The sequence below is a fragment of the Candidatus Bathyarchaeota archaeon genome (genome assembly GCA_025059045.1).
In the GTDB taxonomy this organism is placed as follows: Archaea; Thermoproteota; Bathyarchaeia; order Bathyarchaeales; family DTEX01; genus JANXEA01.
In genome coordinates this window covers 1-24,949 of record JANXEA010000011.1, presented here as the reverse complement: position 1 = coordinate 24,949, position 24,949 = coordinate 1, and the positions used below count along the sequence as shown (strand labels likewise).

Genomic DNA, 24,949 nt, shown 5'->3' with positions numbered 1-24,949 from the left:
GCTGCAGATATTAACGGTCTACTTCAGATCATTAGAGGCCGCTATCCTTCACGGGTAATATAGGTGGGAATTAAATGGATTGGATAAGCCCTTATCTTGAGTTTACTTTCTACGTAACGAGCGAAGCATTCATCATACTTCTCGCCATGGCAAGTAAGCAAAACTTTAGGTTTGCATTCTTCGACAAATTTTATAAGATTCGGGAAGTCTGCGTGATCGCTTAGGGGGAATGCTTCGCGCCTAGCAAACACAGCCCAGCCTGAAACAAGCGCTGGGACATATTCCCGTCGATTTCTGACATTATAATTTTTAGGGGTTATAAACACAAAGTTTTTGGTCTCAATAATCTCTTTAGCATCCTCTGACTTTTCGTCTACATACTCCAACTTATAACCATAGGATCTATAAATATCGCTTACACGTGTTACTTTCCAATGTGTTACAACCGGGATACCGGCCTCATTGAAGATTCGTGTCACTTCCTGAGCGTTTCCAAGCGGATCCGTTTGAAAGGTCGGGCATTTTCCCTCTCTAATCATATTTTTAGCCCAAGTAACCATCTCATTTGCCACTTTCTCTTTCGGAGGGAAAGTAAAGCTCGGCGAACCGAAGGTTGCCTCAAGAATTAATACATCGCAGTGGACGGGTTCAGCTGGCCTCATAGTTTTTGTGTACTCAGTGTTAAAGTCGCCAGTGAAGAGTATGCTTCCATCAGGCGAGCATATCTCGAACTCATATGACCCTAAAACATGGCCAGAGTTTCTTGGGATCACTTCAATGTCGTCGATCATAACTTTTTTGTGAAGGGTTAGCCGCTGCCAGTTTTCAATTTTAGCCCCAAAAGCAGAGACCAGATGCATCGTTTCTATAGATGAGAACTTTAAAGCATTTTTCAGCCTGAAGGCAAATGAATGGTCATGGTGACCGTGGGAAATAAAGACTGGAGCTCGGTTGCATATGTTTATAATTGGGTCAAGCAGCATTTCGACATTTTTATACTGTAGATGGATTCCATCTCTCCATGAAATTCTCAAGGCAAGCTCCGCCCAGGATTAATATGATGATCGTATTGATTAGAGTTTCTTTTAAATTGCAATAGTTCTTCAAACTTTCTCATTATACGGGTTGCGGAGGTTTGTATTATCTAAACGATTTGTTTAAGTATTTCTGGCCAAGTATCTTCCAAAAAAGTTAAGGTAAGGCCAAAAAAGGTGGCTAAAGAGTTTTGGCTCTAATAGAGACTAAAGAACTGACTTACACGTATCCCACGGGGAGTAGGCCAGCATTTGAAGATATAAATCTGAAGATTGAGAGAGGAGAGTTTGTACTCTTAACGGGCCCTAGTGGATGCGGAAAAACTACATTCTGTCGATGTCTCAACGGTTTGATACCCCATTTCTACCGAGGGAGACTTGAAGGGGAAATAGTGGTTGCAGGTCTTCGGGTCAAGGATCATCCAGTATGTGAACTAGCCCGGCATGTTGGTATGGTGTTTCAGAACCCTGAAAATCAACTATTCGCCCTAACGGTTGAAAAAGATGTTGCATTTGGTCTCGAGAACCTCGGTTACCCGAGGGATGAAATTCGTGAAAGGATCGATTGGGCGATGAGGATTACAGGCGTATATGATCTTAAAAATCGTCCACCATTTGAGCTTTCGGGGGGGCAACAGCAAAGAGTAGCAATCGCCTCGGTATTGGCGATGCGGCCTGAAATCATAGTCTTGGATGAGCCGACGAGTTTCCTAGATCCGCTGGGCGCTAGACAGATATTTGAGGTGATAAATAAACTGAACAAGGATTTGGGAATAACGATTATCCTTGTTGAGCATAGGCTTGATATGACGGCAAAGTATGTAAACCGCGTAGTAGTTATGAATAATGGTAAAGTGGTTATGGATGGGGACCCCAGAAAAGTCTTCACAGCTGAAGAATTGAGACTTGTAGGTGTTGGCGTACCTAAGATTGTTAGACTTTTCGAGTCTCTTAGAGCGAAGGGTTTCGACCTAGGTAAGGTTCCACTTAGTCCCGAGGAAGTCTATCAATCAATTTTGGAGGTTCTTAAAAGATGATTGAAATTGAGGACTTACATTTCAGGTATCCTAACGGGGTTGAAGCGTTAAGGGGCATAACACTTGAAATACTTGACGGAGAGTTTGTGGCGATTATGGGGCAAAATGGAGCTGGCAAGACGACGCTTGTAAAGCATATTAATGGACTCTTAAAGCCGACGAAAGGAAAAGTTATTGTTGATGGAGTTGATACTAGGCAGGTCAGTGTGGCTGCGCTATCTCGGAATGTGGGTCTGGTCTTTCAGAATCCAGATCATCAGTTATTCAGTGAGACTGTAGAGGAGGAGATAGCGTTTGCGTTAAGGAATTTCGGGTTCGATGAAAGGACAGTGCAAGAAAGGATTAATTGGGTGTTGGATCTCTTAGATCTAGCGCAGTATCGAAAAGCCTCGCCCTTTATGCTTAGTGGTGGTGAAAGGAAAAGGTTAGCTTTGGCTTCCGTTTTAGCGTGGGATCCAAAAATTATAATTATAGATGAACCAACTATAGGTCAAGACAGCCAGCAGAAGGAGAGCCTTAAAGAGTTTATTTTTGAACTGAATAAACAAGAGAAGACGGTTATAATAGTGTCTCATGATGTGGAGTTTGTGGCAGAATGCAAACCTAGGATTATTCTTATGTCTAATGGCAGGGTGATCGGTGATGGAGCCGCCCAGGAGATTCTGACAAATTCTGAACTGCTTACCGAAGCCTCTGTGGCTCTTCCAGAGATCACACAAGTATTCATCAAGCTTTCAGACCTTGGCTTTCCAAAGAATGTTATCGACCTTTACGAGGCAGTTGACATACTCTCAAGGGCCATAGGTGAAAAGGTTTGAGCATTTTCGACGGGTTTAAATTCAGAAGTGTTTCATCCCCGGTTCATCGGCTGGATCCACGGGTCAAATTCTTCTATATCTGCGTGACTTTTACTGTTGCTATTATCTTTAATAATTTAATCCCGCTTTTAGTAATCTTTCTTATGCAGATTCCATTTGTTGTTGTAGCAGGAGTCGGGAGGGAATGGACACGTTCCATGCGGGGTGCCTTGTTTTTTGCGTCCATAATTTTCATTGTGAATTTCCTATCACTTCATTTCTACGGATATTACTCATCAGTTGCATACATTGTTGAGAGATCAGTTACGATGACAGTACGTTTTCTCGTGCTGGTCGAAACGTTCTCGATTTTCTTCCTAACAACATCACCCGACCTACTTGGTTTGGCACTTGAGCAAAGCGGTTTCCCATACGACATATGCTTTGCATTTACGACGGCGGTCCGCTTTGTTCCGGTTTTAGCAGAAGAAGCGCAGACAATTGTGGATGCGCAGAAGGCAAGGGGGCTTGAACTTGAAGGAGGCAACTTTGTCAAAAGGATTAAAAATTATATTCCAATTCTGGTGCCGCTGCTCGTGAACTCGATAAGAAGAAGTCTTGAACTTGCCGAAACTATGGAATCAAGGGCGTGGGGGGCAAGCAGAAAGCGAACCAATATATATGCGTTAAAGATCGGGATGAAAGATGTAGCGCTTACACTTTTCTCGATTATGCTGCTCACCGTCTCACTATACACGCATTTCTTTGTTGAAATCTCTCCGATTTCTCAAATGTTTTCCTAACCCTCTACTAATCAATATAGAAAATAGTTGCCGAGATATAATAAAAAAATAAAAAAAATTGGAAGACGATTTTAGTTCATCTATGGTATACATACTGCTGTCTGAGTATGTTGTACGCCTTCTATTTGATGAATGCTTTTAACCAAATCTTTGAGTGCATCTAGGCTCTCAAGCTCGGCGAAAACAATTACATCGTATTGACCAGTAACTGTATGAGCAGTTTTGACTCCCTCAATTCTTGAGACCTCTTTTGCAACCTGCCAAGGTTCACCCTTTTCTACCTGGATAAAAATGTAGACGTTCACCTGCATAGAAATGGCACCGCTTTAAATTTTTAGTGTATACTACAGAAAAATCTATCGGAACGATTTATGACCTAGTCCCTTGTTAGCTTAAAAAACCTTTTAAGAAAAGGCGAATTATCAATTCTTAGGGCATGAGGGCCAGGGTTGAGATTTCGGTGATTATTAAGGAAGGAATGAATGGGTAATGGAAGAAGATAGAATTAGGAGATTTGCGGAGTTAAGAGAGAAACTGGAATCAAGAGTTAAGAATCTAGAAGCAGAGTTAGATGACCTTAGGGATCTCTTGGAATTTGTCAATGAAGCTCTTGTTGAGAAAAGCTTTAAGAAGGCGGAGGAGATTACAAAGCCTCACGTTACTGCTCTGCAGAAAAAAACTAGAACCGTAGAACTAAGAACTGACGGTGGAGAAGTACTTGGTAACATCTATATTGATGAAGGATCTATGCGAATTATTCCAGATCCGAGCAAACTATTTAATACAAAAACGCCTCCGTTTTCATCATTTTTTGTCGACAAGATTCTGAATAAGATGAAGAATAAAGATGAAGAACTTGCGCGTGAAGGTAAAATTTCCCAAGAGAAGATTTTTTCATTTGAGATAATAGCGGAAGAAAATATGTTGAAACAAATAATTATTAAAAATGTTGACGGTCAAAGAGAGCGAGAGATTACATCTGCGATAAGGTGGACATTGGAAAAGATGTACCAAAAGATTAGGGAAAGCGCGTTAAGCTGAGGTCCCAGTACTCCTCATAATAAAATTGGGGATCCATTTTCGGTTAGTCACAAAATTTGATGAACGTTCGTATGTTTCTGATTGCAGAAATGAAGTTAAACTTGAAGGGCGTCTTAGGATACATGGACTCAGAAGCGGGAAAAGGCAGTCATTCTCCGATGGGTCAGTGTACCTCGATCTCTTCATCGTCCAAAATAAAACATGAGAGAAGCACACATTTTAAATTTTTTGTGGTAATAAATGTTGGTTGCCACCTAGCTATTCTGGTGGTTTGTAAGCATTCTCTTTCGTTGGTGTAGCATTTAGAATTATGTATAGAATATTGTTTCCTCGGACTAGAACTTGACCATAGTGAGCAAGCAGGTTGCCGTTATTGTATTCAGACGCCCCATCCAAAATTATATTCATGTAACTGTCACAATGAACCATTTTCCCTCTGTACTCAACGCCATTTTTCAGCACAATGGCAATGTAACCGTTCAGCTCTCTAGTTAACATGTTAAGAGGTTTCTTGCTAGGTTCCATAAGATACCGCCAGACTTTGCATTATGAGATTTTAGGCTAATCGTATAAAAAGTTTATCGAAAAGCTTTAAAAGTCTCTGTTACAAGTTCTTCTAATTCTTGTTTGACGCAAAAGGAAAATTTCATGCTCCGTTGAAGTTGAGTGTGTAAGCATACACGTTTATAAGTGTAGATTTCTTAAGTAATCTGGAACAATGGAGACCAAAAATGGCATCAAATGTTTACTCCTTCTTGATTAGAACGGAGATTGCTCCTGCATATCTGGGTGAACTGCTGCTTTTCATTTATCGTGAGTACCTAGTTCCGCTACATCGAAGATTTACAAATGTTAGACGTTGGTTTGAAAATGGTCGAGAAGTGCTAGCCTTTACAGCTGTGGACATGCATGGTTTTTGGTATGTCGACATTGAAGTTGCATTTGGCAATCCAATCGAAGTTAAAATGTTTCCTTTCGGCGATGTTCCAAAGGATGTTTTGTCTAGACTCAAGGATGACCTCATTATAGCGGTTCAGCTTTTCGAGGAAAAGATGCGGCAGACAACTATTTACTTTGCATGGGTTCCGGAGGCTAGGATGGTTCCAGAGAAAACTGTTGATAGAAGAAGAAAGCTGATAAGTAGGATTTTTTTGGGGAACATGCTTGTCTTCTTCATGATCTTTATTATTATGAGTTATGTCCTGTTTATAACGGTCACAGAAGTTCTTGGTTTACCCATTGAATATTATCCATTGATCCTCGTTGTCCTACAGTTCTTGACAGTTCTGTTTTCAGACAAGATCGTTGCAACTATGGGAGATTGGACGATAACCCCTTCGAGCCCATATGTTCACATTTTGCAGTATCATCTTTCGCCAGAACAGTTTGCTTTTGTTAAACAAAATTTCGGAAAGGAAAGGTTTCTTCAGATGAAAAAAGAGATTTACGATAGAACCTTAAGTCTGGGGCAACCTCTCACATATGAAGTTGCTAGAGACGTGTTCCATAGGCATGGTCTCTATATTAAACCTGAAAACTTAGTGATAAGAACTATTGATGTATATAGTATTGTAAAGAGCGTAGCTGAGAAATTCGGGATACCTATTCCAAAAATTATGATATCTAACATCATAGTGCCTAATGCAGCTGCGACGGGACCAACTCCGAGACTCGGTTTAGTTCTAATTACGACTGGTCTACTCGTTCAACTGGATGAGGACGAGATCTATGCCGTTGTTGGGCATGAGTTAAGTCACGTGAAAAGGAGGGATCCCTTAGCACTTTCTATCTTAGTCAACACCGAGTATCTTCTCAGAGTTTATTGGTTATGGAACATTCTCTACTTCTTTGGGTTGTTCTATTTCTTCTTAGCTATTTCCGTAATTTACTTTATAGCTAAGTTTTTTGAGGCTAGGGCGGATTTAGAGTCCGCAATAAACTTGGGCACGCCTGAAATTTTGGCCAATGCGCTTAGGAAAATAGGCTATCGGCGGATCCAAATGGAAAGGTCACAGGGTAACTGGCTTGGAACATGGTTCGGCATGAATCCTCATCCTCCAGTATCCTTCAGGGTTAAGCGACTTGAAAGTATTGAAAACCTTCGTAAGATTAGGCATCCCTTCTTACAGTCTATAAGGGATTGTATAGAAGGTCTACTCGAAGATATTAAACGAATTTAAGAGAAGCCAAAAAGGGCACGCTTAAATAACATTGTACGAGATTTCAAGAAGGAATATCCCGGCTAAAGCAAGCATTAACACGCTCCAAACCTTCGTCACTTTGCATCTTCTAAGAGCCATAGCATATAGAATAAGGGTGACAAGAATCATGAAGGGAACCGTAGATATAATATCAAAAAATGAAACGACGAAAGGTCTAATCAATCCAACCGATCCCAAGACGAGGGTCATTGTTATGATGTTATCGCCTATAACATTTCCTATCGAAATTTCTTCTTCTCCTCGAATGGCAGCAGCGACCGAAACTGCCAATTCGGGGATGATGCAACCAAATGAGAGTATCGTCAGTCCTGCATAGAAGTGTGTTATTCCAAGGGCATTAACAACGGATAGCGCTCCATGAACAAGTAGGTAACTTCCGCAAGCTAGTATAGCGCCGCCTAGAATAATGGCTGCAATAATCTTCGCATCCAAGCGAATAGAGCCGTTTACGGTCTGGCCACTCCCGTTTCCTCTACGAATATGATAGAAGATAATGATGGGATACGCTGCCAAAAAACTTAAGGCGATCCACCATGTTACTGCACCAAACACCAAGGATATTAATGTTATCATACCTGACATCCCGATCATGAAGAGACACTGATCTTTCACTGGATTATCCTTAATTCTAAATTCTCGTATCAATCCGCATATGCCGAGGACGAGAGGAACATTATAAATGTTGGATCCAATAATATTCCCCAGCGCCATATAGCTAGAGACTGAAAGAGCTGCAACAAGAGAGGTTACGAATTCTGGGAGAGACGTTGCCAGAGCTACGAAAATTGCTCCAACTGCGGCTTTATGAAGATTAATCCTTTCTGATAGCGATAATGCGGAAAAAACCACCTCCTTTGATCCGATGTGAATCAATATGATGCCTGTCAGGATAGCTAATATGCTAATTAATAGGTCCATATTTATCTTAAGATTTCAGAATTTTATAGATCCAAGATATAAACTTACCTGATTAATTATAAGGCATAAAATTTTTTGCTTGGTGGGGTCGCCCGGATTTGAACCGGGGTCACGAGCGCCCGAGGCTCATAGCCTAGACCATGCTAGCCGACGACCCCTTTTCCGTCATTAGCGCCCATAAAGGATTAGCTTCAGGTTCCTAAATAACTTAACCCCGGACATATCGATAAAAACCTTGTACTCTGATTCTATAAGCTGCTTAGCCTCCTCTACTTCTCAGCCAGCTTGCAGATGGAGAACAAAGGTGGTGGATACACATCCTATAGAAGAGCAGAATCCCACGTTCAAGACGGGTTTAACGCGTTAAAGTTACTTGAGATGTTTGGCGCTAGCCTAGAAATGTACAAAGTCCGTTTCTTACAAAGGCTCAGTATTGTGAGCAAGGCTTCGATTAAGTGATGGTTATGTACTATGCGATTTGTTTCTTACTCCACCTTGGGCATAAGCCAGCAAAGCCTCTGGGCCGAATTCGCCAATCTTTTGACGCCATTTTTGCCTAGATTTTCGTGCGCAGTAAAGTAGAAGATAGAGGAGTAAAGCGGCAAGTCATTAATAGTTTAATGAGTGTTCATATTATGAACAAGAAAAAAATGGGGAGCAATGTCTATAATTCATGGGCGCACGTAAACTTCTGATGGGATGATCCGCTTTCTCTTGTAAAGATCCCCTTCAATCCTACGGAAATAGGAGATTACATCTCTCCCTTTTTGTGTCAATGAGAAGATTATGGTTCCCTCTTCTTCTTCCTCTCGTATAAGATCTTGGCTCGCGAGGAAGTCAATATACCTTTTAAGTCTTGTCCATGAAAGATTTGCACGGCACATAACGTGGGTTGGTCTTCTTCTACCCTCGGCAACTGCCTTAAGGATGTCTATATAGATTTCCATCTGTGACCTTCTAGACATCCAGTCACCGCCGAGAAGGTTTGCTGGTAACATGTAGATACATATGCATATATTTATAAGCTTTATGAACGATCTGACTCAAGAATACATGTTTAACGGTCAAGAATTAAATTTTCTTTATTCCTTCAGGGATTCGATCACCCTTAAGGCTTCATCCAGATTATTAAATTTTATTTTTAGGTATGCGACTGTGACGGGGGGATCAGAGGTCTTCTCCTTCTTTCCCTCTTTTGCGTTCTCGTTTGCCGTATTCACCCCCTCTTTTGCTGCAAGTTCACTTATTATTGTTTCAAGTCTATTCACTAGGTTGTCAAGGTTTCTCTCATGTTGTCTAAGCGTAGATACAAGCAAGTCCAGATAGCTGCATCTTCCTTTTTCTTCTTCAACGCTCATTCTTTATCCATCGCTGTATTGAATTTGGATTGTACCCATATTTTCTAGGCATTGATTATTTGAAGTTTTCTGTTATCGGAGCTCTGAAATTAGTGGCCCCAATGATTTTAATTAATTGTCAACTTTCCAGTCAATTCTAGTTTCACCGATTTTAGCATACACTTTCACTATGCTAACGACTATTATGAGTAGCCAAATCGGAGAGTAGATTAGGTAGAAAGCCGCAAACTCGACCGGATGAAACGCTGTATTCATTTTTCTCGTAATCCAGCCAAAAAGTGAGGAGTATACTCCGATACTTCCAACCAATGGTATAAAGCACTTCAAGAGGGCAAGCGATGATGCTGTAAATGCTGTTGGAGGGAGGAGGATGCTGGTTTGGGTTGAGAAGAAAATTAACGCGAGATAAATTGTCTTTACATATAACTCGTCAGGCGTGAATAGAATGAAGAGGAAGAAGGGAAGAAACGGAAACATGAAGAAGAGAGGTGGAAGAACTACGGAAGGATGCTGCTTGACTATTTTTAGTAGGTATCCCAGATTTTCCCTAAGCCATAATGCACCGCCAATTCCCCAGCGTTTCCTTTGTTCGAACCATTGTCGCCAAGATGGAGGTGCCCTTGTATAAATCTCAATATCATCAAGAAACTTGTAGGCTAAGCCTTCCCTGAACGATCTTATTCCAATATCCAAATCTTCCAGAATCACTTTTCTAAATCCGCCGAGCTTGATGAAAGTCTCTCTCCTAATTGCAAATGCAGCTCCATTAAGTCCTAAACACTTTCCAAGTTTTTTTGAGAGGAACCAGCTTGTAAAATTGAAGCCAAGATAATCATAGTTTACAATTCTTGAAAGAATTGAATCTCTTATTACGAACTTCTTAACCTCAACTATATCAGCTTTTGAAGTTTCGGCGTAGATTCTAGATAAGAATCCATTTGAGTTATTTTTTATCATCACATCAGAATCAAGAAAGAGGAGTATCTCTCCACTAGATTTTCCGATGACTTCGTTTAATGCGTTAGCTTTTCCCTTTCTCTTTCCGTTCCATATAAAGGTGACTTTACTGCTGAACTTTTTCTCCAAACCGAGACTATTGGGCGTCGGTTCATCGATTATCACGAATATTTCCTTATCTTCAAATGGGTCAGACAATAATGTATTAAGTAACTGTTCGAGAAGTTCAGACTCCTTATAGACAGGGATGAAAATGCTGAGATTAGACATTAATCTAATTAGGTTTTATAGTATAATTAAAGCCTTTTTCAGGATAGGGATTGAAACCTAACCTAAGAAGTTATGTCTCTCCTGAAAAGAAACGCATTTGAGCAAGACGATCCATGACTTCCACAATTTGCCTCTCCAATTCTCGCCTCTTCTCCTTATATGCCTCCTCGCTTAGTTCTCCTTTTTTCCGTCTTTCTTCCAGATTTTTTAACTCATCGACAAGTTTGTCTCTTTGCCTTTCCAGATCTTTCGTTTTTCCTGCAATATCTTCTACGTGAAACATGTTAATCAATGAATTTGAATAGCGAATCCTTTATTAAAACTTTCCAAGTACCCTCTTTTGAGGGAGGCAGGCTGAGCAATAATATCTCGCGCATAAACATCAGAATCGTAGTTAACGGATTGGGCGAAGCAAAAGGTGAATTGATACGCTTTCTCGCTCCTAGAACCGTGGACGCTATATCGAGAAAACTGCCCCTTGAGGGTAGAGCGGCAATATGGGAGAACGAAGTCCGCGTTGAGGTTCCAATAATTGTTGGTGAAGAGAAAGCTAAGACTGTTGTAGAGAAGGGTTCAATCGTATATTGGCCTATGGGAAAGACCATCTGTATATTCTATAATGACGCGAGGTCGCATGGCAGAGTAAACATGATTGGCAGGGTAACTGAGAATCTAGATATTTTTCGACAGGTAAAAAGTGGAACGAAAATTAGGCTTGAGAAGAGCATGTCCAAGTAAATATCAGTCTACTTTTGATCACGCGTATCTTTTAATTCAGTTTCCGTCTCTATTGCACCGCAGGTCTATAGATCTTTACGTTTCCTCCTCCATACACAAATGTTATGATACCTTTGCGCTGTAGCTCCTCCAGAAAGTCTTTGGCTACGCTTAGCCGAATGTTAAATCTGGAAGCAACCGAATATGGGGTTAGAACTTTCATCTTTTCAATCTCTTTAATAATGCTTTTATCGTCTAAATCTGGAGAAAGGATTCGAAGCGTCTTTTTTTCTGTAGCTGCTGGACCACTACGCTTCGAAGATTTGCTGTCAGTTTTAGCTTCTTCTTTCAATTGACTTTTAGCTAGTTGTGATAATGTTGGCTTCTTTTTTCCTCCTCCCATACTTGACGCCTCATAAAAGGGAGGCGTATTGTTAGATTTATATGTTTCTCTGACCTTGAAGACCGCGCTTTTGATTCCATTCTTCTAAGGGAACACCGATTCTTCTTTCAATGTTATACCTATGAATAGAGTTCATTGTGCAGAAGGGTATTATTCTTCCATCCGGTGTTGCATAGTGTATGCAGCATCTTTGAACTCTCTCGAGATCAAAGTTGTATGGATCCATGAAGTGCATAGCTGATATCATAAGAACTTTCCTTTGAAAGTCACCAAGAGCTTCATAGCTCCCATCCCTTAATACTGGCCAAAGATATTTTCTGATGAAACCAAAGTTTATGTAGCGAATTGAGGTAAGTAACCGCATTTTGGCCTTAGAGTCATGACCCTTTAATGATTCTTCCCAAACCTTTTCCAAAGAATTCATAAACCTATCAACATCAGCGTATCTCGTTATGGGTACTATCTCTCCATTCTCGACAAGGACGAAGGTAGCAACTCCGCAATGTGGATGAGTAGTGAACTCTACATACCTTTTCTTCTTTAATGCTCCTACTGCACGTGAAACGGGTACGACGACGGGAACAGGGTAAAAGTCCTTTGCCTTAATCTTTCCTCCAGTCTGTTCTTCAACAAGTCTCATGAAATCCGGAATCGTTATTCGCATTTCCTTCCTCTCCTTTTCAGGTACTCTGCCACAGAAAGATACTGGCTGCACATTTACGCATCGAACCACATCGAAGTTGTCAATAGCGAACTTTATGATGTCGCCGATCTGCTGATCATTTATCCCCTTGATTAACGTGACCACGAGCACGATGCTGTCAATACCTGCTTTTCTACAGTTTTCAATAACCCTCTTTTTTACCTCTAATAGATCTGCGCCCCTAGTAAACTTGTATACATCCGGGGTTACACCGTCAAATTGTAGGTATACTGTGCTCATTCCAGCCTCCTTTAATTTACGGCAATAGTCTACGCTTGTGGCCATTTTAAGCCCATTTGTATTAACCTCCACGTGTCTAATACCTAGGTCTTTCGCCATCTTGATGAGCTCTGGAAGATCATCTCTTATGGTCGGCTCACCGCCGGAATACTGTAGGGCAACTGTGGGGATAGGCTTATTGCTTCTCAGGTTGACAAGCATGTTTTTTATTTCTTCCTTCGTAGGCTCGTATACATACCCCGTAGTTCCAGCAGTAGCAAAGCAGACGGGACATCTCAGGTTGCAGCGGTTTGTAACATCTATTATCGCTAGGACCGTGTGAGATTTATGTTGAGGACATATCCCACAATCATAGGGACAGTTAAGTTTAATCTCTGTCCGAGGGTTCTCAAGTCCACTGCCAATCTGTTCAAAAGTCATAGCGCGTTCAAATTGTTCATAATTGGACCAGTACACATCTTCAAATGGACCATGGTCTAGGCACTCTTTCCTAAGGTAGACAACATTATTCTCTTCAAAAACCATGGCATCGATAACTTTAAGGCATTCTGGGCATAAGCTCTTCGTGTGTTTAAGTATTCTCATATTTCACCACTTTAAGGTGTAAATATTTATTACTTAAACCAGTTACCTATAATAGGGTTTCCAAACTTTTCATAAGGTGAAAGGTTGCGGTGGCCGAAGAAATTAGCAATGTAGCAAAAGAAATCTTAAGTGGTCTAGGGTTGACGGAATATGAAATTAGGGCCTACATCAATCTTTTAAGAGTGGGAGCGACAACTGCCGGGCAAATCAGTAAAGACGCCAATATACCTTACTCAAAGATATATGAGGTTCTTAATTCGCTTGAGAGAAAGGGCTGGGTTGAAAGTCGCTCTGAGAGACCTAAGAGGTATTATCCCAAGTCTCCTGTTGAGGCGGTTGAAGCTGAAAGGCTTAGGATTGAAAAAAGGATGAAGCATCTTAGCGAGAAAATTTTGGAAGAGCTGCAGCCACTTTACGTTAGGCGTGAAATTCGAGAGAAGCCGGACATCTGGATCCTACGTGGGGAGTTTGACGCTACAGCCAAACTAAAAGAGATAATTTTTGGGGCTGAGAGTGAAGCCATGTTGGCGCTACCTGCTTCTATCAAACCCTTAATTCAACTTATTAAAGAAAGCCTTATCCTAGCAAAGAGCCGGGGAGTAAAAGTATTCGTTTTGGTCTCAGATGGCTTTGAAGAGTATATTGATCTTCTCATGGGAATTGGTGAAGTAAGAAGACGAGATAACATGTTCGGCGGCGGTGTAATAGTAGATGGTCGTGAGGCGTTGCTTTATTTAGGCGATGCTAAGCATCCGTTAGTGATATGGGCCGATCATATTGGCTTAGTGAAATTTGCAAAGGACTATTTTCAGCATCTTTGGAATACCGCTAAAGATTTTGAATGAAAAGAAAGGGTGAAAGTGGTCATTTTTTAAGCACATCATTTATCGCCGCCTTAATATAATTGGCCCCTTCGATGAACCTCTGCTTCTCTACCTCGCTCAAGTCGTATTCGAGAATCTTTTCGACGCCGCTCGGTCCAAGAATAACCGGGACCCCAATGCTTACGTCTCGAAGGCCGTACTCCCCACATAATAGGACAGAACATATGCAGATCTTCTTTTCGTTTTTCAGGATCATCTCGATCATGTTAACCGTATTATTTGCTGGAGCAAAAATAGTTGCACCCTTCTTAGATATTATCCTGGAGGCAGACGATTTAATCTCTCTGAGAATCTCTTCCTGCTCCTTTAAATCAAATGTTTTCTTTTCCCCTTTAATCTTAACGTGGCTGAATAATGGTACTTGATGCTCTCCATGCTCTCCGATAACGTACGTTTCTATATCTGTGACCTGAACATTAAACCGCTGCTTGAGAATTGTTCTGAATCTCGATGAATCCAACATACCTGCACTGCCGATTACCCTCATACGGTCTATGTTGGTGGCTTTCTGCATGAGGTAGTTCATAACATCTACAGGATTAGTGAGAGTGATAATGATCGGCCGTTTTCCTGACAGGTGAGATTTAATCTCAGAGGCTACAGACTCAATTATCCGCCTGTTCGATTCTAGAAGTTCCATTCTAGACTTCATGTCCGGAGTTCTGGGTTTTCCAGCTGCTACAACAATTATCTTAGCCCCTCTGATTTCGCTATAATCTCCTGCGAAAACATCTGTGTCATTTCGAAAAGCAATGGCCTGCGCAATATCCTCAGCATGTCCCTCAGCAAGTTCCTTATACAGGTCAATCAAGACTAGCTCATCAACAATGCCCCTATTTGCTACCTCATAGGCTATGCATGAACCTAAATTTCCGACACCGACAATTGCCACTTTATCCATGAAAAAATGTTAATCACTTAGCCATGCTTAACATTTACTGTCAATTAATCCTGCAATCCGGATATTTCTGACCAGATCGCCATGTCTATTCAGGCAGGCTAGAAATCGGAATGGAAAAGTAATTAAGCAGAATTAAGATGTATTGAGAAAATGATCTAAAAGTGGAGGAGCCAAATTGACTAGGAGAATTAAAATCATAAGTGAGAAGATTGGTGAAGTTGAAGCAGAACTACTTGAAGAAAAGAATCCCCAAACGGCAAATGCAATATGGAATGCCCTCCCAATTGAAGCTCGTGCATACACGTGGGGAGATGAAATATACTTTTCCATACCTGTAAAGCTTGATGAAGAGAACGCGCAGGAGGTCGTTGAACTCGGTGACATTGGATACTGGCCTCCTGGAAGAGGATTCTGTATATTCTTTGGACCAACACCTATAAGTAAGAAAGGCGAGATACGACCCGCCGACCCAGTTAACGTATTCGCTAGAGTAAAAGGCGATCCCAAAATATTCAAGAAAGTTAAGAGTGGAGACAAGATCCGAATAGAGAAAGCATAAAGATCTCTGCATAATATCAGCATGACTGGTCGACAGATGCGATCATAAACTCCGCGTCCAAACGCTCCCCTTCATAAAATTTGAAGAACGGCTTTATAACTATCAATAACATTCTACATTATAGGTACACCTAAATTGTAAGACTAGAATAAAGGGCCCGTAGCCCAGACGGACGGGGCGCAGAAGGTCTAACCTGCGAAGGCCTTCGGTTACAAGGAGAAAGCCTGAGGTCGAGGGTTCAAATCCCTCCGGGCCCGCCAAAAAACTCGCTGATCCTCCATGAGGATGGATTTCTATTCACTTTCCTCATATTCTCCTTTGCAGCGCCAATTTTCTAGGCCATTATCAGAATATTTGGACGTCTTTGCGGCTTCTATTGATTCTGTTTCCTCTTTCAGTAGATCTCTTAAGGCTTCTAAGCATGATCGACATCCGGATATCCCACCTCTGATTAGTATTAGGGTCTCTCGCCTATAACAGAGCGGGCATCTGCCATCTTTCGTTCCTATGACGAAGTTCCTTTTTAGCCTGTTAAGCCTCTGCTCGTAGCTCTCTCCAACCACCCTAAGTATTTTCTCCATATCCATTGTTGTGATTACAATCGAGGCGTTTCTTCGGAATTCATGGTCTCCACTGTAAAGAGAGATGCAGATTGTCTTGTTTCCTTCCTCTTCCTCTATGACCTCCACATCCACCATGTCTGATGAGACGGTCTCTTTTCCAATGCTCAGTAGGCAGTTTGCCTTAATTCTCTTGACCGAGCCTTCTCCGGACCCAGACGAGTATTTCACCATCTTTAATCCCCCTCATATTCCGCCGTTTCTATATCACTGCTTAACCTCACACTAGACTAAGGTGAAGACCAAGAGGATGTTGTATGTCTTATTTTTGTAACTTGTGAAGGGAAACTTCATAACAAATTTTCGAAACTATCTATCGCTTTATATTAAGCAATCAGAATGCTATAGCCTATCCGAAAAATAAAAATAACTAGACCAAAACGTTGTCGAGCATCTCATCCGCTACACATCAGTCTATGTTGAAAAGTGTGAGAAAAACAATCCGAGTACTGAGTCGAGGCTATCGACGTCCCCTGTGATCAGGGGCAACATAATGTAGGTTACTAACGGTTTTGGAGTACGTGGGTCGGGTTCACAAATTCTTTATTATGTAATTTTTTGAGATCTGCCTTGGAGTGCCGGACGGCATGAGTATGCGAACTGTTTTAGAGGCTGAGCGTCATGATGCTGCCCGATGCAGGTTCTGGCGTATCTGTCCGGTCTATGTTTCCGGTAAGAATGGTGAATGCCTGAATAGGGGAGGCCCTCTCTGCAGGTCTTTTCTGGACTCTCTTAGAACTTCTGAAGTCTAGCGGGCAGTTTCAACGCTTGGCGTTAGCGCTTCTGTAACCCTCTCTAATGATTCTAATGCCTCTAGACCTCTAGGAGTCAACTTATATTCTGCTCTTCCGTTGGGTTTCTTGATAGCCTTTACGAAGCCCTCTTGCTCAAGGAACTTCAGGTGCTTCATCGTGTCCTTCCATGATAGATTGGTCATATTTCCTATATGGGTTGGCTTACTCGTTTCACGTACCGCCTTCAGCAGGTCGAGGTAGACTTCAAATCTTGAACGTCTCTTCATACACATTCACCTGACATGTCTTTGCCATCTATATCTCCTACATGAATTTAAATTGCTTCTGAACCCAAGGTCCATGACTTTGGCTCGGTCCATTGCTACGGCTTTCAGATCAGTTGTTCAAAGCCCTGAAGCGTGGTGCCGAAGGCGATGTTCATGAACAATTCGGCGCCAAGCCAAGCAACCCCACTGAGCATTAGAAGAATCCCAGCATAGAGCAGCGTGGTTCCCCAAAACCCCCCCTTAGCCACATTAAGCCCCAACGCATTGGTAATCGTGATAAGAACAATTATGATAATATTCCCAATCTCAACCACTGAGATAGGTATCTCCCCGAACGTGAAGTATGGGAGAGACATGAGGCTCTGGGAGAAGTATCGACAAAGGAATGTAAGGATTATTAGTAGGGCAACAGAGAGTGGCTGAAGAAGGAAGACGACGGCCTCGAAGCTCTTCTCAACCGAGAGTCTCCTCTTCCTAAATTCTAGCAGCCTAACACACCTATTACCTATTAGTGTGCCAATCTGGAGCGGATCCCCTCCAAAGTTCACCGCATCCACAAAAATCTTATTCATGGAGTGAACCCGATGTGATCCAGCCTCGGCCGAGAGCATTGCCAAAGCCTTCTCATTGCTTAATCCCAGCCTCGCCCTCGCTAGCGCCTTCTTCAACAAAGCCTTGAGGGGGCCGAGCTCCATGTAGAGAACGTATGAGAGGGCAGCCTTCATATCCGAGGTTGAAGCCATGTTTTCGCCGAGCGCCTTTATGAACGTCGGGTAATGCTCGTCAATCTTGTATACGAAGTACTCAAACTTATTAGCTAGGAGACCTGGAAAAACGAGAATAGCTCCGTAGAATAGCATGGCGAATGGTACGCCGAGCATCCTAGCTATGATTATTGTGGGAGCAATGCATGCAGCGGCAATTGGAAGCGAGAGCTTAAAATTTCTGTAGAGTGCAGGTTGATTCTTACGGTCCATATGGATTAAAGCATCTCCGGGGACAACGGCCCTGAGACCCGCATATATGGCCAATATTGCAACCGCTGAGACTCCATAAGCATAGTAAACGACGTTTGGATCGGCCATGAATATTGTTAAGATGTCAAGCGTCATAACTATGAAGACGATAACGCTTTGGATCGTGCTGAATATCCCGCCTATAGTTCTAATTGACTCTATTGACCTCTGATAGTAGCCTGAGTACTCTTCCGCCATCGTCGTCTCCTCGAGCTCAAGATACCCCTTCGGCTGCGTCGTTGAGAAGACTTCTACGCATCTTACTAAGATATCCTTCAATGGAGTCTTTACCGTCTCTGCAATCTTTGCGGTCGCCTTTGTGAATCCATAACCCAGGTCCTTAGCTAAGCTTCGGATCTTCCGGAAGACTTTACTATAGTAGCCATAATCAGGGTTGTCGGCTACCACATTTACAAGGTCTTCAGCATCCACTTGACCATGAGAGACCGCATACATGTGGAGTAGGAAGGTTACAAGTTTCTCATCGATCTTTGTAGGGGGCTTTTCTCTCATGTAATAGTAGAAGAATAAACCCATTATGAGGGCAAATACTGAGAAGATTATTTGAACCCAATTCAGCTCGCCCCTAATGAATGAGTATAAGAGGTAGGTTGCTGTTGGGACAGCGATGAGGGGTAGGAAAAATCTGCTCAGTCTCAACTTAGCCAGTCGCATTTTCCCTCCTTAATCTTCCAGTAGACGGCGTCAAACCCCCTGTTCTCAACTTCTATCACTGTTCTCCAAACATTGCGGAACCTGGGATTCTTGTCCGCCAGAATCTTGAGGATCTCCGCCCGTCTCCTAAGCTCATCATACAAGTCTGGAAGCCTATCCTTCGTCCAGCCCCTGAATGGCAGAACCTTGGTTTCCATCATGAAGCTTGTTCCCGTGAAGCGCAGGTGGTCGCGGTCGGCATCATAGATGAATGTGGGAAGATAGTTCAGGCTGCCTTCTTCGAGATCGTAGCCTAAGATCTCGTTTACTGAGGTTACTCTCCTGACGAGCTTGGTTCCACGTTTTATCCTATTCTGGAAGACGGCGAGGTTAAGGCCGCTTATGTGGGCTTTGGGCACATTAATGGGATCTGATGTCAGCCTCTGGAACAGCTGCTCAAGGTCACCTGCGTGGATAGTTGACATCACGGGGTGACCTGTCTCGATCGCTTGAAATGCAATCCTTCCCTCCTCACCCCTGATCTCTCCAACAATGATCTGGTCTGGCCTCTGTCTGAGAGCAGCCTTGAGAAGGTCGAACATTGTAACCATGCTTCCAGTATGCATCCTAGTTACCTCCCGAACCCAGTTCCGATGTGGCAGATTAACCTCAGGCGTCTCTTCTATGCTGACAATCTTGGCGTTAGGTCTTATCATGCCTGCGAATGCATTCAGCGTCGTCGTCTTTCCAGACGCGGTCTCTCCACAGATGAAACATGAAACCCCAACCTCCAGAAGGATCCACATATAGGCGCCTAGCTCAGGCGAGAATGTGGACCACCTTATCAAATGCGCGACAGATATGGGTTCCTTCGGGAACTTTCGGATTGTGAAGTTACTCCCTTTAAGGCTGATGTCCTCCCCGAATACAATGTTAAATCTTGAGCCGTCTGGAAGGTGGACATCAATGATGGGATGGGTGAAACTCAAGACCTTTCCATATCTCTCCGAGAGTGTTCTCAGAAGATTGTTCGTGTCCTCCTTTGATAGTTCGATGTTGCTCTCGAGAGATCCGAAGAACTTATGGTACACGTATACTTTTCCCTCTCCAGGAACACTGACATCTTCTAGCCATGGATCTGCCAAAAAGTCGTCCAGTACTCCATGGCCAACCTTCTCTCTTAAGAAGTGGTAAAGGGCATCCATCTGTACGTCTGGCGGGATCTTTAGCATCTTCCTCCTAATCGCTTCCCTGAACAGTCTAACAAGGGCCCTTTCCTTCTCACGTTCATCCCTTATAGAGACTTCCCTTTCACTAACTAGTTTTGCAATGGCGTCCTCAACCTGATCCAGTATCTTCCTGTCAGGCTTCTTCGGCTCAATTAGATTATATTTTCCCATCTCATCTCCGACGGAGATGTGAACGAATGCTCCGTAACTCAGTGGGTAAATGACATTTGGTTTATCAGACCCGATCTCTAGGCTTGGGTCATTAACGTATATGGGCTGCGTCTCCAAACTTTCAATGTAGGTTTTCAGATACGGATATTTCTCAAGCGCTTCCTCCAATGTTTCAGGTATCTCGTATTCGAATATGCTTATCTCTTCTTTCCCTTTCTCATCCTTATTTACGGCCGCCTTAGGCTTGGAAACGGGAACCTTCAAGCTTGAGATAGCCATCTAGATCCTCACGTCTCCTAAGGGCAGAACCCTCAGGCCGAGGTGAGGGTTTATCTCAAGCGTCACCGAGCCCTTCCTTTCTCCACTCGTGCCCCAGAGCTTAACCACCTTGAGAATCTTCACAGGCATCCCTGCAACTTTCGCATTAGATATTATTAGATAGACATCTGATGATGCCTTCAGTTTCATAACAGACTTTTCGGGGAGAAAGTTTGGGTGGAACGTCAGCACAATAGTCTTGCCATCCGCAACCAGATTCTTCATCCTAGTGATGAAGGTTAGGAATTCATGTGGTGGAGTATCAACGGTCAAGACGCTCAGGCTGTCGATTGCCACAGCGTCATAGCGTTCTTTCCTAAGCTCGAGAAATCCTCTCGTCACTCTGCAGAAGAGTGAGGAGAGAAACTGGCTCCAACGTCCACCCTCCACATGCAACGGGTAAATATCCAGTTTTCTGCTTAGATAGTAGGGATAAGCATCAAGCTTGATCGAATACATCATATTCAAATATTCTCTAACTGTTGTTTCGCTAGTGACCACGCATACATTGAGCCCAGCCTTTAACATGGCGAGAACTATCTGCTGAGTCAAGGCCGTTTTTCCAGATCCATAGTCGCCCTCGATGCTTGCTAGGCAGGGGTGAGGGAAACCTCCGCCCAAACATGCGTCAAGATCGGGGATTCCTAACTGTATGAGCTTAATTTCTGACACCCTCCTTCATGGCTGTAGAGCCATAATGAGAGATGAATATGACGAGGACGACGGCGTTCTGGGGGATGTCAGGCGCCAACTGCGGCAGGTAAACCTCGATGAGGGCTTCCTCACCTGGATTTATGTACTGGTGGCCATGGACATTGAATGTGACATTAGTCCCCTCAACTCTCACCTCAGAGATCACGTAATCCTCGATGACATATGATCTTAAGCCGTCGCTATCATACGAGATTATCACCGTGTTCCATTTATAGTCTTGTTGACCCATGAAAAAGATTGGTTTTGAACCCCTATTCTTCACGTAGAAAGAGATCCTCCGAGCTTCTAGGCTGGTTATGTTTAACTTGATATCGACATTTGAGCCTGTGCGATTAGAAATATCTGTAAATGCTGCGATATTCTCGAGAGTGAACATGAGGGAGGAGGCAACCGCGCCTGCAAAGGCTACTAGCCCTATAAGGATTATTGTTGAGGCTATTGTAACGGAGAAGCCCATATTTGTCCTCCTCTAAGGCTGTGAGGGAAATATGTAGGTTGAAGGTATCCCCCTGTAGGGGATGATTTTGACTTCGTATACGCTGCCGGTAGGCTCGGCTGTGGGGTAGGCTCGAATTGTGGCGGTTTCGTAGGGTTCCCAGACACCGTCTCCGTCCACGTCAGACAAGCTGAATCTCCCGCTTCCAGGCTCGGCACTTGCACTATAGGAGTATAGTAGAGCCCTTCCATACGTTCCAACATATACGTCAAGGGATGAGTAATCCGTGATTGGGAGGGTCCCTGTATTCTTGACGTAGATGACGAAATGTGCTGGGCTTGTTGAAGTGTCAATCGCTGCATACCCGACATCCACCCTCGTATGAATGTTTCTTTTAAAAGTGTCAAGGTTTTGGACGATGTTGCTCTGGAGGGATACCCCTGCATATATGGCGTAGGCTGCGGTTCCGCTTGCCAAGACTATTGAGGCAATCAGGATTATGACTTCAGTGAGCGTTGTTGAGAAGCCCATTACTCCTTTATCATCCTCTCAAGCTTATTCCTCTTGAGGACTTGGAGAAGTAGACTGCTTATCTTATCTGGCTTGACTGTTTTTCCGACGGCTTCAGCCGCTGAATACATGGCGAGCTCTAGGTCCTCCACTAGCAGTCCCTTAGACCTTGCATTTACGACTGTAGATATTAAGCCTGCGAGATGATCTGAAGCGCCTCTCGGGACTATTCCCACGTATTCAAAATACTTGCAGAGACCATGCAGGATTTCTTCGTCGAAGCCGACGTCCAGCATTAAGTAGACCCAACGGAGAAAAGCTGCTCCGTCTTCGAGGCTATCTGGCTGAACTGATGTGGAAGCCTTGGATTGTGGCACAACTGGAGCTTCTTTAATCTCCTCCTTTGCAGGCGGAGCTTCAACCTGCTCCTCCGCCACTTTCTCCTCGCCGACCCTTTCCTCAGTCTCCGTTGTTCCTGTTCCCTTTGGAGCAAATCTCTTCTCGATCATTGGTCTCGCTTCGATTACCTTGCCCAGATCCTTCTCATTCGTGATTACACGTAGTAGGTTGAAGGGGTTCTCGATCTCGCTCACAGCTGATCTTATGTCTACGACAGCTTTCCTGAGATCATCAACTGTCCTCTTCATCTCAGATGAGGATTCATTGACACTTGCCTTCAACTGTTCTAGCTTCTTCTCCAGCTCTTCTATGCGCCCTTCACTCATGGCTCCGCTGGCGCCCTGAGCACCCCCACTATCCTTTTCCTCCGCTTTGGCAGTATTCTGGCTCATAAGTCGTCCTCAGAAGCTTCTGAGGGCATAGAGAATTTAATGTATTATGAACGTTGAATACGGGTCAGAAGACTCAGAATTCTGAAGAAAATGGGGGCAGGGACCCTACTAGTTGAGGTCCACGTAATCTTTCTCCGGCAGTCCGCCGGGAACAGATCTCTGGATCATCAACGCCGCTCCCGAGCCCGTCTTCACCTCGATCTTTATTATGTCATATTCCCGTAGCCCGCGGTTTCCAAGATCTATTAGGAAGAAGGCCTTCTCGAAGTTCTCCAGCACAGTGTCGTTATCATCATTGTAGAGTATGGCGAATGCGGCTGGGGTGCTGACGTTAGGGAAGACCTTCGTTAATATTTCGTCTAAGTCGCTTGGGTCCTCAGTCAGTCCGACCGCGGACTCATTGACTACCCCCTTATATACGTCTAGGAGGATGACGCTTCCACCTATCGAGAGCACAATCGTATCCTGATGAAGGTCAACCTCGGACTTTCCTACTGATAGCTTCACTGGGAAGAGCAGGTAGACAAGATGCCTTGTCTGATTTGTCTTTCCCATCACTGATCCATCCAGCTGGAGCGCGCTTGTGGATTCCTGTACACCGCGGGTGATCGTCTCTTTCGCTTTCTGGGCTGAGAAGAAGCCCATGTTGATGACTACGTAGGCAAGCGCCGAAGCGATCACAACGAAGGCGATGAGGACGATGGCGGCCTCGATGCCTACGATGGCACGCCTACTTTTCCGACCGCACCTTCTATTTTTTTGCCTGCGCATTTTTATCCCGCCGTTACATAAGAGTTTTTAGTTAGAGCTTCAGGAATCACGAACTCTATAGTCAATGGGGCGCCCTTTTCAGGTCTTATCTCGATGACCACCGTAGATCTTCCCGGAGCCTTATTCTCTTCGTCGAGGATGATTATGAGGAATCCTTTCTCATAGTAGTGCAATGAGTCGTCGCCGTTGCTGTTCTCGACAACCAAGACCGCGCCTGTTATGTAGGTTCCGGTCTCATTATTGTATAACTGGCCCCACCATGTTGGTTCTCTTATGTTTTCTATGCCCTTCGTCAGATTGGCTATGATGGTTTCGTATCTGAGGTTAGTTGGGTCTATTTGTTTCCTCGGCTCTGATCCGTTGAAAACGCCGATTCCCTGATAGACATTTGCCCATGCCTTAGAGTTGATCATAAGGGATACAACCGTCTCGTTCTTAGCCATCGCAACCCATTTCGTGCCCATGGTCTTCAATGGGATGATGAAGGCGTCCGCCTGTCCAGTCTTATTCGACCAGACGAGTATCGTACCATCAATCGTTAGTGGGCAGCCTGACTCCGTTATCCCCTGATTTATCACCTCTCGACCCCTCTGTGTGGCGTATAGGCCCATGTTGACGACCATGAAGCTGAATGCAGCAGCGACGATCACGAAGGCTATTAGTATTATGGCGGCTTCTACGCCGACCATCCCTCGCTTCTTCTTCTCGACTCTCTGCATTTTCATATTTACCCCTTTTTTTCTTTACGGGTCAAATATTGGGGTCAGAAGATTTAATACGGTTGTGAACCAATGGGACGTGGCGAAGAACCATTACATTAACCTTGTCTGCCGCCACTTTTCCGTGGTCGGGGATGGAATCGTCTTATGGCATGATTAAACATTAAGCAAAAATGAATAGTGATTACCTATTCTCTATGCATAAGCCGTTTATAAAGGCACGTCGATTCTATGATCCTAGAGGTTTAGGGTTATGTCTGACTCAGCCAAGATGACAACCCTGGACTTCGTTATAAGCGCCCTTAAAGAGCATGAGAAGATGCTTGACGCGGCGACCAGGAAGCTAGAGAAGGTTTTTAAGACCATCTCAGCCACCGCTGAGAAAACGGAGGCAAGGGCGAATGCCCAGGTGAAGGGCAGCTTCAAGATCTTATGCGAAAACTGGGACGAGTTCAAGAAGGTAGGTATCGGCGCGACTGCAGTTACATTTCACATTAATGGTCGTGAACTTAAGATTCAAACCGTCAGGCGGGGAATGGTTTTCGAGTAT

At 43.6% G+C, this 24,949-nt stretch carries 30 protein-coding genes and 2 tRNA genes; 10 read left to right on the top strand and 22 right to left on the bottom strand.

The window, feature by feature from the left end; genetic code table 11:
* Window positions 1-41: 41 nt before the first annotated feature.
* Window positions 42-1,034, bottom strand: a complete 993-nt coding sequence (locus NZ952_04170) for an MBL fold metallo-hydrolase (protein MCS7120381.1) — start codon at window positions 1,032-1,034, stop codon at window positions 42-44.
* A 191-nt stretch (window positions 1,035-1,225) separates the two neighbouring features.
* Between NZ952_04170 and NZ952_04165 the strand changes: the two genes are divergently transcribed.
* From NZ952_04165 to NZ952_04155, 3 genes are read left to right on the top strand one after another with little or no spacing between them, the layout of a single operon-like run.
* Window positions 1,226-2,071 (top strand): ATP-binding cassette domain-containing protein, encoded by an 846-nt coding sequence (locus tag NZ952_04165; protein MCS7120380.1) that lies wholly within the window; start codon window positions 1,226-1,228, stop codon window positions 2,069-2,071.
* Window positions 2,068-2,889 carry an energy-coupling factor ABC transporter ATP-binding protein gene (locus NZ952_04160; protein ID MCS7120379.1) on the top strand — a complete coding sequence of 274 codons (822 nt, stop codon included), beginning with the start codon at window positions 2,068-2,070 and terminating at the stop codon, window positions 2,887-2,889. Before NZ952_04165 ends, NZ952_04160 begins: the two co-directional genes overlap by 4 nt.
* Window positions 2,886-3,671 carry an energy-coupling factor transporter transmembrane protein EcfT gene (locus NZ952_04155; protein ID MCS7120378.1) on the top strand — a complete coding sequence of 262 codons (786 nt, stop codon included), beginning with the start codon at window positions 2,886-2,888 and terminating at the stop codon, window positions 3,669-3,671. Before NZ952_04160 ends, NZ952_04155 begins: the two co-directional genes overlap by 4 nt.
* Before the next feature lie 80 nt (window positions 3,672-3,751).
* Here the strand turns inward: NZ952_04155 and NZ952_04150 are convergent, their stop codons facing one another.
* Window positions 3,752-3,982 carry an Lrp/AsnC ligand binding domain-containing protein gene (locus NZ952_04150; GenBank protein ID MCS7120377.1) on the bottom strand — a complete coding sequence of 77 codons (231 nt, stop codon included), beginning with the start codon at window positions 3,980-3,982 and terminating at the stop codon, window positions 3,752-3,754.
* Between the two features lie 178 nt (window positions 3,983-4,160).
* On the opposite strand from NZ952_04150, the gene NZ952_04145 reads away from it, so the two are divergent.
* Window positions 4,161-4,712: a hypothetical protein gene (locus NZ952_04145; protein ID MCS7120376.1), complete on the top strand. Its 552-nt coding sequence runs from the start codon at window positions 4,161-4,163 to the stop codon at window positions 4,710-4,712.
* Between the two features lie 258 nt (window positions 4,713-4,970).
* Here the strand turns inward: NZ952_04145 and NZ952_04140 are convergent, their stop codons facing one another.
* Window positions 4,971-5,237, bottom strand: a complete 267-nt coding sequence (locus NZ952_04140; protein MCS7120375.1) for a ribonucleoprotein — start codon at window positions 5,235-5,237, stop codon at window positions 4,971-4,973.
* 206 nt (window positions 5,238-5,443) lie between these two features.
* On the opposite strand from NZ952_04140, the gene NZ952_04135 reads away from it, so the two are divergent.
* Window positions 5,444-6,892, top strand: coding sequence for a M48 family metalloprotease (locus tag NZ952_04135; protein ID MCS7120374.1), 1,449 nt, complete (start codon window positions 5,444-5,446; stop codon window positions 6,890-6,892).
* Window positions 6,893-6,913: 21 nt separating this feature from the next.
* Here the strand turns inward: NZ952_04135 and NZ952_04130 are convergent, their stop codons facing one another.
* From NZ952_04130 to NZ952_04105, 6 genes are all read right to left on the bottom strand, one after another.
* Window positions 6,914-7,852: a hypothetical protein gene (locus tag NZ952_04130; GenBank protein ID MCS7120373.1), complete on the bottom strand. Its 939-nt coding sequence runs from the start codon at window positions 7,850-7,852 to the stop codon at window positions 6,914-6,916.
* Between the two features lie 80 nt (window positions 7,853-7,932).
* Window positions 7,933-8,010 (bottom strand) — tRNA-Pro (locus tag NZ952_04125).
* Between the two features lie 513 nt (window positions 8,011-8,523).
* Window positions 8,524-8,817, bottom strand: a complete 294-nt coding sequence (locus NZ952_04120; GenBank protein ID MCS7120372.1) for a winged helix-turn-helix domain-containing protein — start codon at window positions 8,815-8,817, stop codon at window positions 8,524-8,526.
* A gap of 117 nt (window positions 8,818-8,934) precedes the next feature.
* Window positions 8,935-9,210: a hypothetical protein gene (locus NZ952_04115; GenBank protein MCS7120371.1), complete on the bottom strand. Its 276-nt coding sequence runs from the start codon at window positions 9,208-9,210 to the stop codon at window positions 8,935-8,937.
* A gap of 111 nt (window positions 9,211-9,321) precedes the next feature.
* Window positions 9,322-10,437 (bottom strand): glycosyltransferase family 2 protein, encoded by a 1,116-nt coding sequence (locus tag NZ952_04110; GenBank protein MCS7120370.1) that lies wholly within the window; start codon window positions 10,435-10,437, stop codon window positions 9,322-9,324.
* 70 nt (window positions 10,438-10,507) lie between these two features.
* Complete coding sequence (locus tag NZ952_04105; GenBank protein MCS7120369.1) at window positions 10,508-10,720, bottom strand: hypothetical protein; 213 nt, start codon at window positions 10,718-10,720, stop codon at window positions 10,508-10,510.
* 8 nt (window positions 10,721-10,728) lie between these two features.
* Here NZ952_04105 and NZ952_04100 point away from each other — a divergent pair, with 8 nt between their 5' ends.
* Window positions 10,729-11,175 carry a cyclophilin-like fold protein gene (locus NZ952_04100; protein MCS7120368.1) on the top strand — a complete coding sequence of 149 codons (447 nt, stop codon included), beginning with the start codon at window positions 10,729-10,731 and terminating at the stop codon, window positions 11,173-11,175.
* Between the two features lie 49 nt (window positions 11,176-11,224).
* Here NZ952_04100 and NZ952_04095 read toward each other — a convergent pair whose 3' ends face one another.
* Together NZ952_04095 and NZ952_04090 are read right to left on the bottom strand one after the other, a co-directional pair.
* Window positions 11,225-11,557 carry a 30S ribosomal protein S25e gene (locus NZ952_04095; protein ID MCS7120367.1) on the bottom strand — a complete coding sequence of 111 codons (333 nt, stop codon included), beginning with the start codon at window positions 11,555-11,557 and terminating at the stop codon, window positions 11,225-11,227.
* Between the two features lie 37 nt (window positions 11,558-11,594).
* Window positions 11,595-13,079, bottom strand: coding sequence for a radical SAM protein (locus NZ952_04090; protein ID MCS7120366.1), 1,485 nt, complete (start codon window positions 13,077-13,079; stop codon window positions 11,595-11,597).
* Between the two features lie 95 nt (window positions 13,080-13,174).
* Here NZ952_04090 and NZ952_04085 point away from each other — a divergent pair, with 95 nt between their 5' ends.
* Window positions 13,175-13,930, top strand: coding sequence for a TrmB family transcriptional regulator (locus tag NZ952_04085; protein ID MCS7120365.1), 756 nt, complete (start codon window positions 13,175-13,177; stop codon window positions 13,928-13,930).
* 19 nt (window positions 13,931-13,949) lie between these two features.
* Here the strand turns inward: NZ952_04085 and NZ952_04080 are convergent, their stop codons facing one another.
* A complete protein-coding gene (locus tag NZ952_04080; protein MCS7120364.1) occupies window positions 13,950-14,870 on the bottom strand; it encodes a malate dehydrogenase in 921 nt (306 codons plus the stop codon).
* A gap of 175 nt (window positions 14,871-15,045) precedes the next feature.
* Here NZ952_04080 and NZ952_04075 point away from each other — a divergent pair, with 175 nt between their 5' ends.
* Both NZ952_04075 and NZ952_04070 read left to right on the top strand, forming a co-directional pair.
* Entirely contained in the window at window positions 15,046-15,429 is a 384-nt protein-coding gene (locus NZ952_04075; protein MCS7120363.1) for a cyclophilin-like fold protein, read from the top strand.
* A gap of 153 nt (window positions 15,430-15,582) precedes the next feature.
* A tRNA-OTHER gene (locus NZ952_04070) sits at window positions 15,583-15,689 on the top strand.
* A gap of 33 nt (window positions 15,690-15,722) precedes the next feature.
* Here NZ952_04070 and NZ952_04065 read toward each other — a convergent pair.
* The 10 genes from NZ952_04065 to NZ952_04020 all read right to left on the bottom strand — a co-directional run bounded on the left by NZ952_04065 (window position 15,723) and on the right by NZ952_04020 (window position 24,405).
* Window positions 15,723-16,223 (bottom strand): hypothetical protein, encoded by a 501-nt coding sequence (locus tag NZ952_04065; GenBank protein ID MCS7120362.1) that lies wholly within the window; start codon window positions 16,221-16,223, stop codon window positions 15,723-15,725.
* A 574-nt stretch (window positions 16,224-16,797) separates the two neighbouring features.
* Window positions 16,798-17,070: a hypothetical protein gene (locus NZ952_04060; GenBank protein ID MCS7120361.1), complete on the bottom strand. Its 273-nt coding sequence runs from the start codon at window positions 17,068-17,070 to the stop codon at window positions 16,798-16,800.
* 104 nt (window positions 17,071-17,174) lie between these two features.
* The gene (locus tag NZ952_04055; GenBank protein ID MCS7120360.1) at window positions 17,175-18,761 is read right to left on the bottom strand and encodes a hypothetical protein; all 1,587 of its coding nucleotides are present in this window, start codon (window positions 18,759-18,761) and stop codon (window positions 17,175-17,177) included.
* On the bottom strand, window positions 18,743-20,419 hold the full coding sequence (locus NZ952_04050) for a type II/IV secretion system ATPase subunit (protein ID MCS7120359.1): 1,677 nt from the start codon (window positions 20,417-20,419) through the stop codon (window positions 18,743-18,745). The genes NZ952_04055 and NZ952_04050 overlap by 19 nt, the downstream gene beginning before the upstream one ends.
* Window positions 20,420-21,130, bottom strand: coding sequence for a hypothetical protein (locus NZ952_04045; protein ID MCS7120358.1), 711 nt, complete (start codon window positions 21,128-21,130; stop codon window positions 20,420-20,422).
* Window positions 21,117-21,629 carry a hypothetical protein gene (locus NZ952_04040; GenBank protein ID MCS7120357.1) on the bottom strand — a complete coding sequence of 171 codons (513 nt, stop codon included), beginning with the start codon at window positions 21,627-21,629 and terminating at the stop codon, window positions 21,117-21,119. The genes NZ952_04045 and NZ952_04040 overlap by 14 nt, the downstream gene beginning before the upstream one ends.
* A 12-nt stretch (window positions 21,630-21,641) precedes the next feature.
* Entirely contained in the window at window positions 21,642-22,139 is a 498-nt protein-coding gene (locus NZ952_04035; GenBank protein MCS7120356.1) for a flagellin, read from the bottom strand.
* The gene (locus tag NZ952_04030) at window positions 22,139-22,909 is read right to left on the bottom strand and encodes a hypothetical protein (GenBank protein ID MCS7120355.1); all 771 of its coding nucleotides are present in this window, start codon (window positions 22,907-22,909) and stop codon (window positions 22,139-22,141) included. Before NZ952_04030 ends, NZ952_04035 begins: the two co-directional genes overlap by 1 nt.
* Window positions 22,910-23,017: 108 nt before the next feature.
* Window positions 23,018-23,680, bottom strand: a complete 663-nt coding sequence (locus NZ952_04025) for a flagellin (protein MCS7120354.1) — start codon at window positions 23,678-23,680, stop codon at window positions 23,018-23,020.
* 2 nt (window positions 23,681-23,682) lie between these two features.
* A complete protein-coding gene (locus tag NZ952_04020) occupies window positions 23,683-24,405 on the bottom strand; it encodes a hypothetical protein (GenBank protein MCS7120353.1) in 723 nt (240 codons plus the stop codon).
* Between the two features lie 247 nt (window positions 24,406-24,652).
* On the opposite strand from NZ952_04020, the gene NZ952_04015 reads away from it, so the two are divergent.
* Window positions 24,653-24,949, top strand: a 297-nt coding sequence (locus NZ952_04015) for a hypothetical protein (protein MCS7120352.1), incomplete at its 3' end; no start/stop codon positions are given.

Coding starts and splice junctions, on each gene's coding strand:
- NZ952_04160 (MCS7120379.1), top strand. CDS start 2,068: ATGATTGAAATTGAGGACTTACATTTCAGGTATCCTAACGGGGTTGAA.
- NZ952_04150 (MCS7120377.1), bottom strand. CDS start 3,982: ATGCAGGTGAACGTCTACATTTTTATCCAGGTAGAAAAGGGTGAACCT.
- NZ952_04145 (MCS7120376.1), top strand. CDS start 4,161: ATGGAAGAAGATAGAATTAGGAGATTTGCGGAGTTAAGAGAGAAACTG.
- NZ952_04140 (MCS7120375.1), bottom strand. CDS start 5,237: ATGGAACCTAGCAAGAAACCTCTTAACATGTTAACTAGAGAGCTGAAC.
- NZ952_04135 (MCS7120374.1), top strand. CDS start 5,444: ATGGCATCAAATGTTTACTCCTTCTTGATTAGAACGGAGATTGCTCCT.
- NZ952_04130 (MCS7120373.1), bottom strand. CDS start 7,852: ATGGACCTATTAATTAGCATATTAGCTATCCTGACAGGCATCATATTG.
- NZ952_04120 (MCS7120372.1), bottom strand. CDS start 8,817: ATGTCTAGAAGGTCACAGATGGAAATCTATATAGACATCCTTAAGGCA.
- NZ952_04115 (MCS7120371.1), bottom strand. CDS start 9,210: ATGAGCGTTGAAGAAGAAAAAGGAAGATGCAGCTATCTGGACTTGCTT.
- NZ952_04110 (MCS7120370.1), bottom strand. CDS start 10,437: ATGTCTAATCTCAGCATTTTCATCCCTGTCTATAAGGAGTCTGAACTT.
- NZ952_04105 (MCS7120369.1), bottom strand. CDS start 10,720: ATGTTTCACGTAGAAGATATTGCAGGAAAAACGAAAGATCTGGAAAGG.
- NZ952_04100 (MCS7120368.1), top strand. CDS start 10,729: ATGAATTTGAATAGCGAATCCTTTATTAAAACTTTCCAAGTACCCTCT.
- NZ952_04095 (MCS7120367.1), bottom strand. CDS start 11,557: ATGGGAGGAGGAAAAAAGAAGCCAACATTATCACAACTAGCTAAAAGT.
- NZ952_04080 (MCS7120364.1), bottom strand. CDS start 14,870: ATGGATAAAGTGGCAATTGTCGGTGTCGGAAATTTAGGTTCATGCATA.
- NZ952_04065 (MCS7120362.1), bottom strand. CDS start 16,223: ATGGTGAAATACTCGTCTGGGTCCGGAGAAGGCTCGGTCAAGAGAATT.
- NZ952_04060 (MCS7120361.1), bottom strand. CDS start 17,070: ATGAAGAGACGTTCAAGATTTGAAGTCTACCTCGACCTGCTGAAGGCG.
- NZ952_04055 (MCS7120360.1), bottom strand. CDS start 18,761: ATGCGACTGGCTAAGTTGAGACTGAGCAGATTTTTCCTACCCCTCATC.
- NZ952_04050 (MCS7120359.1), bottom strand. CDS start 20,419: ATGGCTATCTCAAGCTTGAAGGTTCCCGTTTCCAAGCCTAAGGCGGCC.
- NZ952_04040 (MCS7120357.1), bottom strand. CDS start 21,629: ATGGGCTTCTCCGTTACAATAGCCTCAACAATAATCCTTATAGGGCTA.
- NZ952_04035 (MCS7120356.1), bottom strand. CDS start 22,139: ATGGGCTTCTCAACAACGCTCACTGAAGTCATAATCCTGATTGCCTCA.
- NZ952_04030 (MCS7120355.1), bottom strand. CDS start 22,909: ATGAGCCAGAATACTGCCAAAGCGGAGGAAAAGGATAGTGGGGGTGCT.
- NZ952_04025 (MCS7120354.1), bottom strand. CDS start 23,680: ATGCGCAGGCAAAAAAATAGAAGGTGCGGTCGGAAAAGTAGGCGTGCC.
- NZ952_04020 (MCS7120353.1), bottom strand. CDS start 24,405: ATGAAAATGCAGAGAGTCGAGAAGAAGAAGCGAGGGATGGTCGGCGTA.